At 73.1% G+C, this 8,850-nt stretch carries 7 protein-coding genes; 5 read left to right on the forward strand and 2 right to left on the reverse strand.

Going from position 1 to position 8,850, the window contains the following annotated elements; genetic code table 11:
- Positions 1-101 precede the first annotated feature (101 nt).
- Both ABZ914_RS40395 and ABZ914_RS40400 read right to left on the reverse strand, forming a co-directional pair.
- Positions 102-3,548 carry a bifunctional glycosyltransferase/CDP-glycerol:glycerophosphate glycerophosphotransferase gene (locus tag ABZ914_RS40395; protein WP_500199869.1) on the reverse strand — a complete coding sequence of 1,149 codons (3,447 nt, stop codon included), beginning with the start codon at positions 3,546-3,548 and terminating at the stop codon, positions 102-104.
- A gap of 283 nt (positions 3,549-3,831) precedes the next feature.
- A complete protein-coding gene (locus ABZ914_RS40400; protein WP_347256947.1) occupies positions 3,832-4,746 on the reverse strand; it encodes a LysR substrate-binding domain-containing protein in 915 nt (304 codons plus the stop codon).
- Positions 4,747-4,913: 167 nt separating this feature from the next.
- Between ABZ914_RS40400 and ABZ914_RS40405 the strand changes: the two genes are divergently transcribed.
- The 5 genes from ABZ914_RS40405 (at position 4,914) to ABZ914_RS40425 (ending at position 8,713) form a co-directional block, all read left to right on the forward strand.
- Entirely contained in the window at positions 4,914-5,486 is a 573-nt protein-coding gene (locus ABZ914_RS40405) for a SigE family RNA polymerase sigma factor (RefSeq protein WP_190863267.1), read from the forward strand.
- On the forward strand, positions 5,483-6,574 hold the full coding sequence (locus ABZ914_RS40410; RefSeq protein WP_500199870.1) for a TolB-like translocation protein: 1,092 nt from the start codon (positions 5,483-5,485) through the stop codon (positions 6,572-6,574). Before ABZ914_RS40405 ends, ABZ914_RS40410 begins: the two co-directional genes overlap by 4 nt.
- Positions 6,575-6,623: 49 nt before the next feature.
- A complete protein-coding gene (locus ABZ914_RS40415) occupies positions 6,624-7,241 on the forward strand; it encodes a TetR/AcrR family transcriptional regulator (protein ID WP_500199872.1) in 618 nt (205 codons plus the stop codon).
- Between the two features lie 88 nt (positions 7,242-7,329).
- The gene (locus ABZ914_RS40420) at positions 7,330-7,818 is read left to right on the forward strand and encodes an SRPBCC family protein (protein WP_500199873.1); all 489 of its coding nucleotides are present in this window, start codon (positions 7,330-7,332) and stop codon (positions 7,816-7,818) included.
- Between the two features lie 340 nt (positions 7,819-8,158).
- Positions 8,159-8,713, forward strand: a complete 555-nt coding sequence (locus tag ABZ914_RS40425; RefSeq protein ID WP_387021759.1) for a peroxiredoxin — start codon at positions 8,159-8,161, stop codon at positions 8,711-8,713.
- Positions 8,714-8,850: the final 137 nt, after the last annotated feature.

Below are 8,850 nucleotides of genomic sequence, written 5' to 3' on the forward strand. Positions count from 1 at the left end.
AACCGGACGCTCCTCCCCGGTCCCACGGGTACTCCTGGGGTTGGGGGTGGGTGGTTCCCCGGTAACGGCGTGGGGGAGCGGGGTTCTGCGGCGGGCGGACGTCAGAGCACGTGGTCGAGGACGCGGGCGGCGGCCCGGCCGTCGTCGTGCGGGCAGTACCGGGCGGCGAACGCCGCGCGCGCGCCGCGGTACCCGGACTCGATCGCCGCCGGCTCGGCGAGCGCCTCGACGACCTGCTTGGACGTGCGCAGCAGCGGCCCGGGCGCCTCCGCGTCGAAGTCGAAGTAGAAGCCGCGCACGTGGTCGCGGTACCGCTCCAGGTCGTAGGTGTAGAACAGCATCGGCCGGCCGGTGACGGCGAAGTCGAACATCGCCGAGGAGTAGTCGGTGACGAGCACGTCGCTGATGAGGAACAGCTCGGAGATGTCGGGGTAGACCGACACGTCCATGACGCAGTCGCCGGGCCGCCACTTCGGGCGGTCCGTCACCAGGTAGTGGGTGCGGAGCAGCAGCATGTGGTCGCGGCCCAGCGCCTTCCGGAACTGCTCCACGTCCAGTTCGAGGCGGAACGCCCGCTTGCCGATGGCGAAGTGGAAGTCGTCCCGCCACGTCGGCGCGTACAGCACGACCCGCTTGCCCTCGGGGATGCCCAGGCGCCGCCGTACCGCCGTCGCTATCTCGTCGCGGTGCGGGCTGTTCAGGATGTCGTTGCGCGGATAGCCGCTCTCCAGAACCTCCCCCTGGTAGCCGAACGCGCGCCGGAACAGCGGCACGGAGAACGCGTTCTGCGACAGCAGCACGTCCCACTGCGGGACGTCGTGCTGCATCCAGTCCATGCCCTCGGTCCGCTTGTAGGGCATCTTCTTGACGTCGTAGCCGAGCTTCTTGAGCGGCGTGCCGTGCCAGCACTGCACGTACGTCTGGTCCTCGCGCTTGGTGAACCACTCCTGCTGCGACCAGTTGCCGAACACGTAGCGCGCCCTGGCGAGCGCCTCGTAATGCTCGCGGGAACCGGCCAGGACGGTCCGCGCACCGGCGGGCTTGCCGAACTGGCCGTTCTCCGTGACCCACACGCAGTCGACGTCCAGTTCCCTGCGGCGAAGCTCGTCGTAGATGCCGCGCGGGTTGCACGCGTATTGGCGTCCCTTGTACGCGTCGAACACGGCCAGGTCCCGCACGGGCAGGTTCAGGTGGCGCCTGTAGTGCCCGGACCGGATCCTCGCCTGCGCGTAGGGGCCGCGCTCGTCGTCGTCGAGAGCCGTCTGGATGTGGAGCTGGAGCAGGTCGGTCTTGTAGACGCGGACGTCGACGCGGTGCAGGCCCGTCTCGGTCGGCTCCGGCAGGCGCCGCAGGGCATGCCGCCGGACGGCCACGGGCCGTTCCGTCTCGCCGAGCGCCGCGAACACGTCCCAGCGGCCGGACACCAGCGGGCGCGACAGCCCCAGCACCGGCATCCGCTCCGGCGCGAACTTCGCGGTGAACCGGTCGCTCTCCCAGCGCAGCGCGACGGTGTGCTCCTCGCAGGACCGCCGCCGCCGCAGGATCAGGGCCTCCGGACGGCCCGCCGGGTCCGTGCAGGTCCCCGATAGTCGGAGCAGCCCGTCGGGCGACCACGACACCCGGTCCACGACCGGCCCGCCGTCCCGCGCGACGACGCGGACCTGGCTGCGCCGCGTCCGCGCGACCTCCAGCTCCCCGCAGGGGGCCGGGTAGACCGCGCCCGCCGCGTCCTCCTCCAGGTACGGGCGGACGCCGCTGGGCAGGCTGATCTCCCAGTCGCCGAGATGCCGGGCGAGCGCGCCGACCGGCAGCTTCGCGCGGAACCCGTACCAGCCGTCCGCCGCGCCCTCCGCCGGCTCGACCGGGCCGACCACGGTGGCGCGCCCCGCCTTCGGCACCGCGGTGACCCGCGCGTCCTCGCCGAGCGGCGTGCGGCTCCAGCCGTCCAGCCACAGCTCGCCGCCCTCGACGTGCGAGCCGGCCACCGTCGCCTCCGTCCGCCGCACCTGCACGACGAACCGGCGCTTCGCCGCGACGCCCTGCACCAGCACGCCCGGCGCGCACTCCCGGTCGTCCGGCCACTGCCGGGCGCTCAGCCGCGGGTTGGCGAACGTGCGGCGGCGCCGCAGCCCCCGGTTGACGATCTCCACGCACGGGATCCAGTCGACGTCCCGCCAGCGGCCGAAGATCCGCAGCGCGGCCGGGTCGATCTCCGCGACGAACCCCGACCAGTCGTAGGACACCACCGACTGCCGGGTCCGCGCCGTCACGTCCGGCCGCCGCACCCGCCGGATCGGCACCCGCATCAGCCCGCGCCGGTTGGACGCGAGCAGCCACAGCCGGATCCGGGAGCCGTCCTCGCTGGAGGAGTCCAGGTGCCGGATGTAGGCGTGCCCTTCGAGCCGCAGCCGCCCGCCGACCCAGGTCGCCCGGTCGATCACCGCCGCCGGCTTCAGCTCGTCGGTCACGTCGTACACGTGCAGCGGGACGCCGCACTCCTCGTCCTCGAAGAACGGGTACTCGGCGTACCAGCGGTGCCGCAGCCCGCGCCGTACCCGCGCGGTGTCGTTGTGCTTGCCGAGCTGGACGAACCGCAGCACGTCCATCAGCTCGGGCAGCTTCTTGCGGCACAGCAGGTGCATCTGGAGCCGCGTCATCGACGGGAGCCGCCTGATGACGCGCGGGTTGACGCCCTGCGCGAGGGCCGCGCCCATGGCGACGAGCTCCTCGCGGTTCTCGTCGTCGGTCCTGGGGAGGGCGTCGAGGACGACGCGCAGCTCGATGTCGACGAGCACGTGCTCGTCGTAGGTGGCGACGAGCTGCGGCGCGTAGGAGGCCAGCCCCTCCCGCACCACGCGCGCGGAGCGCAGGCGCTGGCAGAGGTTGTCCCAGTCGTAGCGGTCTTCGGTGATGGATCCCGGTCGCTTACGCCAGTAGTAGACGGTGTCGCTCAGCACGTCCACGGCACCGGCCAGCGCGTGCGCGCGCGCCGTCACGGGCGGGTCCTCATAGAAGCCGGCGGGGAACTTCAATTCCGCGCGGTCCCAGAACGCGCGCCGGTACACCTTGTTCCACGGCGTACGGTCGCGGATCAGCAGCCCGTGCGACGACACGTGTGTCTTCAGGCGGGTCTCGGTGAAGACGCCGCTGTGCAGTACCGACTGCCACGTCCGGTCGGCGTCCATCCGCTCGACGTTCCCGGACGCCATGTCCGACCCGGTGCGCTCAAGGGAGCCGACCATCTTGCTGTAGGCGTCCCGCTCGACGACGTCGTCGGCGTCGGCGAACGCCAGGTACTCCCCCTTCGCCAGCCGCACCCCCGCGTTGCGGGACGGCCCAGGCCCCTCGTTGTCGCGCGCCAGCAGCCGGAACCGCGGATCGCGGTCGCACATCTCCTTGGCGATCACCGCGCCGTTGTCGTCCGACCCGTCGTCCACCATGATCACTTCGAGGTCGCGCAGCGACTGCCCGGCGATCGACTCCAGGCAGGCGCGCAGGTACTCCTCGGTGTTGTGGAACGGGACGACGACGCTGAGCTTCGGTGACATGCGGCCTCCTAGGGGCGGGGGAACGACCCCCGCACCCCCCGGTTCGCTTCGCTCGTGCCAGTGGGTCGGTTGACGGGGGCCGCCGCCGAGCGAGAGCGGAAACCCCGCCACACCGAGCATGGTGACACGAAGTGATCAGACGAACGCGGATCGCGATTGCCAGGCCGTCCCCTGACGCAGACTTGACCCGCCCTGCCGTCCCTTTACCGCGCCCTGACGCGGCGCCCCCGGCCGCGACCTCGCGGAGGCCGCCCTCAAGGCGAGGCCCGGTGATCCCGGGGCGTCAGGCCGGCCGGATGCCCGGCGAACCGGTGCCGAGCTCCGCGATCGCCGCGCGGACGCCCGCCGCCAGCGCCTCGAACTCCTCCGCCCGCGGCGACGTCGACCGGAACCCCAGCCCGATCCGCCGGAACGGCGCCGGGTCGGCGAACCGGTGCAGCGACAGGTTCGGCGCCCGCCGCGTCTCCACCGGCAGCGCCGTCTCCGGGACCAGCGTCACGCCGAGCCCGCCCGACACCAGCTGGACGAGCGTCGCCAGGCTCGTCGCGTACGTCGCCGACGGCGCCCGCGCGCCCACCTCCCGGCACACGTCCAGCGCCTGGTCGCGCAGGCAGTGCCCCTCGTTCAGCAGGATCACGTCCAGCTCGTTCAGCGCGTCGCGCGGCACGCCCTCGGCGTCCAGATCGAACGACGCCGGGGTGACCAGCACGAAGTCCTCGTCGTAGAGGGGCAGCTCGGTGACGCCCTGGACCGGCGCCGGCAGCGCGAGCAGCACCACGTCGAGCCGCCCGGCCATCAGCTCGGCGACGATGTGGTCGGTCTGCTCCTCGTGCACCGACAGCTCGAGATCGGGGAACTCTTTGGCGAGCCGCGGCAGCACCACCGGCAGCAGATAGGGCGCGACGGTCGGGATCACGCCGACGCGCAGCGGCCCGACCAGCGGCCCGCGCACCGCCCTGACCTCCTCGACCAGCCGGTCCAGCTCCGCCAGGACGTTCTCGGCCCGCCGCGCGACCCGCTCGCCCGCCGGCGTCAGCAGCACCCTCCGGGTCGTCCGCTCGACGAGGCGGGTCTCGAGGCTCTCCTCCAGCGCGGCCACGGAGCCCGACAGGGCGGGCTGGCTCATCCGCAGTGCGGCGGCGGCGTCCCGGAAGTGCAGATGCTCAGCCAGCGCCAGGAACGCCCGGAGCTGCGACACCGTCGGCCTGCTGATAACCGTCCCCTATCACCGCATCGTCGATGGATAACCGCCGCCTCACATTACCCGGCGGTCGCACGGGCCCCGGACCATCCTCTGCGCCGCAGCGGGCAACGAACGGGCGCCTCGTGAGTGTAAGAAGCGTGGAAACCGACATAGTGGCGAACATGCGCCACCCCCGCCGCGCGACCGGCGCCGTCCCCGAGGCGGACGCCTCCGAGGCGGGCGCCTCCGAGGCGGACGATCGCGCCGCGGCCACCGCCGCCCTGACGGCCCTGTTCCGCGAGCACCAGCTCGGCCTGGCCCGCACGGCCCTGATGATCGTCGGGGACCGGGCCACCGCCGAGGACGTCGTGCAGGACGCCTTCATCGACCTCTACCGCAGGATCGACCGCCTGACCGACCACGACCGGATGCTGCCGTACGCCCGCGCCGCGGTGGTGAACAAGTGCCGTACCGTGCTGCGGCGGCGCAGGCTCGCGTTCCGGACGGGACGCACGCACGAACCGCCGGTGTGGTCGGCGGAGTCGGCGGCCATGCTCGGCGAGGAGCGGCGCGAGGTGTTCCTCGCGCTGCGGCGCCTTCCGCGGCGCCGCCGCGAGGCCCTGGTGCTGCGCTACTACCTGGACCTGGACGAGCGGGAGATCGCCGAGATCATGGGAATCGGCGTCGGCACGGTCCGGTCCACCGTCTCGCGGGCGCTCGCGTCGCTCGCCGACCTGCTCGGGGAGGAAGCATGACCAGGACCGAGGACCGGCTCCGCGACGCGTTCGGCGCCGCCGCCGCGAGCATGCCGGACGGCACAATGGCACCGCTCACCGTCCCGTCCGCCCGGCGCCGGCGCCGTCCCTGGACGGTGCCCGTCGCGGTCGCGGCCGGGCTGGCCGCCGTCGTCATCGGCGGCGCGGCGGTCGGCGGGGCGATCCCGCGCGCCGCTCACGACGGCCCCGCCGCGGGCGCCGGCGGGCCCCGCCACGTCGTCGCGATCCGCGACGGGCGCGCGGTCGTCGAGAACGCCACCGCGCAGAGCCTCACGGAGGCGGCCTCGCTCGGCGGCCGGTACGAGGCGGTGGCCGCGACCGGCGACGGCCGGACGTTCTTCCTCGCCGGCAAGGCGGGCGGCGACTCGTACGCCTTCTACCGGCTCACCCTGGGCGCGGACGGCACCCCGTCGGCGCCGGAGCGGGTCCCCGGCGGGACCGTCCGGCTCGACACGGGATTCGGCAAGCCCGAGAACCTCGCCGCCAGCCCCGACGGCTCCCGGCTCGCCGTCGTCGGCACCGCCGGCGGGCGCCCCGAGGCCGTCGTCATCGACGTCCGCACCGGCGGCCACCGGACCTGGAGCACCGCGGCCGGCGGGTCCGTCACCAGCGCGACGTGGGCGCCCGACAACCGCACCCTCGGCTTCGTCCAGGCCCCCGGCGGCCCGTCCGGCCAGGCGGTGCTGCGGCTGCTCGACACCGGCCGGCCCGGCGCCGACCTGCTGTCCTCCCGCGTGCTGCGCTCCGCCGAGGTCACCGGGACGCGGGTGAACGGGCTGATCAACGTGTTCGTCCTCAACCCCGACGGGCGGACCGCCACGGCCCAGATCCAGGGCGCCAAGCACGGCCCCCACGATGACGCGTCATTCGTCCTCGCGACGCTGTCGGCGGCGAACGGGCGGCCCACGGGGCGGGCCGTCCGGCTGCCCGGCGACTCCTTCTTCGTCAAGGCCGACGGCTCCGGCGAGCACTTCCTGCAGCTCGTCGACGGCCGGCCCGGACGCGTCGACGGCGACGCGTTCGCCTGGCTGAGCCGCGCCGCCGACTACGACGACCTCGCCTGGTGACCCGTCCCGCCGGCCGCCGGTGACGCGACCGCTGTGGTATCAAGCCCGGGTGTCCGACGATCCCGCCCGGCGCCCGGGCTACCACCACGGCTCCCTGCAGGCCGCGCTGACCGCGACCGCCCTCGACCTGCTGGACGAGGGCGGGGTGTCCAACGTCTCGGTGCGGGAGGCGGCGCGGCGGACCGGCGTCTCGGCGGGTGCCCCGTTCCGGCACTTCGCCGACCGGGACGCCCTGCTCACGGCCGTCGCGGGACGCGTCCTGGAGGACTTCGGCGAGTGGCAGCGGGCGGCGCTCGCGGACGCCCGTCCGGACCGTCCGGCCATGTGGACGTTCGGGCACGCCTTCGTCCGGTACGCCGCGCGGCACCCCCACCGGTTCGAGCTGCTGCGCACCACCGTCTACACCGTGGACCCGGCGCCGGAGATCCGCGAGGCCATGCGGGTGATCGAGCGGCAGGTGACCGATCTCATAGCGGCGGGACAGAACGCGGGGACGCTGCGCGCGGGCGACCCGCAGCTGGTGATCCTGGCGGCGCACGCCCTCGTCTACGGGCTCTCGCAGATGGTCGTCGACGGCTTCCTGCCCGCCGAGCACGTCGGTGAGCTGGCCGAACAGGTCCTCGACACGTTCGGGAAGGGCGTCGGGCAGGGCACCGGGCAGGGCTGACCCGCACCGGCCTCCGCGGGGCGTTGACGGTGCCCGCGCGGCACTGATGTAATCAGCGATCACATTCACCGGAGGACAGGGGCGCCCCATGCCGTTCGAGCAGCCCATCGCGACGGGCCGGATCACCGTGAACGCCTCCCCCGCCGAGGTCTACCGGATCGTCAGCGACCCGCCCGTCATGATCACCTTCGCCGAGGAGGCGTACCGCGCCCGCTGGCTCGGCCGTCCCGCCCGGGCCGCCGTCGGCGCCCGCTTCCGCGGCTACAACCGCAAGGGCCGCCGCCGCTGGTTCACCAACTGCACCGTCGTCGCGGCCCGCGAGAACGAGCGGTTCGCCTACGACGTCGACGCCCCGCTCGGGCTGCCGATCTCGCGCTGGCAGTACGACATCGCGCCCGCGGACGACGGCCGGGGCTGCACCGTCACCGAGACGAACTGGCTGCGCGTCCCGGTGTGGCTCATCCCGATCGCCATCGCGCTGACCGGCACCGTCGACCGTCCCGCCCACAACGCCCGCAACATCGCGACCACCCTCGGGCGCCTCAAGGCGCACCTCGAAGGCACCGGCACGTCCTGAACGACCGGGGCGCGATGCCCCGGAATGCCGGACCGGTTCGGAGATCGTCTATTCTCGTCCGTTACGGAGCGTGTCGACCGCTCGGAGTGCGAGTGTGATCTCGATCAACTCGCGGCGCCGCCCGGACCCCGCCGAGAGGGTCTTTGTGCCGGTCCGGCCGGGTTTGCCGAGATCCAATAAGAAGCTCCTATCAATCCGTTGCGATAGATCGATTTCTCTTTTCTTTGCTGGTAGGGCACGCTGAGTGACATCAGCCGCCGGGCACCATCCGCGCCGCGGCGGCCTTCCCACGCCTCTCCGGGCGAGAGGCGCGCCCTTTCTCGTGACAAAAGGAGCATGCGTGCTTACTGTCGGTGACCAGTTCCCCGAGTACGAACTGACCGCCTGCGTCTCGCTGGACCCGGACAACGCCTTCGAGACGATCAACCACAAGTCCTACGAGGGCAAGTGGCGCGTCGTGTTCTTCTGGCCCAAGGACTTCACCTTCGTCTGTCCGACCGAGATCGCGGAGTTCGGCCGCCTCAACGAGGAGTTCGCCGACCGCGACGCCCAGGTCCTCGGCGCGTCCGTCGACAACGAGTTCGTCCACTTCGCGTGGCGCAAGGACCACCCGGACCTGCGCGAGATCCCGTTCCCGATGCTGTCGGACCTCAAGCGCGAGCTGTGCGAGGCCCTCGGCATCCTCACCGAGGACGGCGTCGCGCAGCGGGCGACCTTCATCGTCGACCCGAACAACGAGATCCAGTTCAGCATGGTGACCGCGGGCTCCGTCGGCCGGAACGTCAAGGAGGTCCTCCGGGTCCTCGACGCCCTGCAGAGCGACGAGCTGTGCCCCTGCAACTGGAACAAGGGCGAGGACACCCTCGACGCCGCCAAGCTGATGGCCGGGGCCTGATCCCACCCGCCTCACCCCGCCGGCCGGCCGGGCCGCGCGGCCCCCCCGCCCCCCCCGCCCCCCCCCCCCCGCCCCCCCCCGCGCGGGGGGGGCGCGGGCGGGGGCGGGCGGGCGCGGGCGGGGGGGCGGCGAGCGGG

Source organism: Spirillospora sp. NPDC046719, assembly GCF_040645715.1.
Taxonomy (GTDB): Bacteria; Actinomycetota; Actinomycetes; order Streptosporangiales; family Streptosporangiaceae; genus Spirillospora.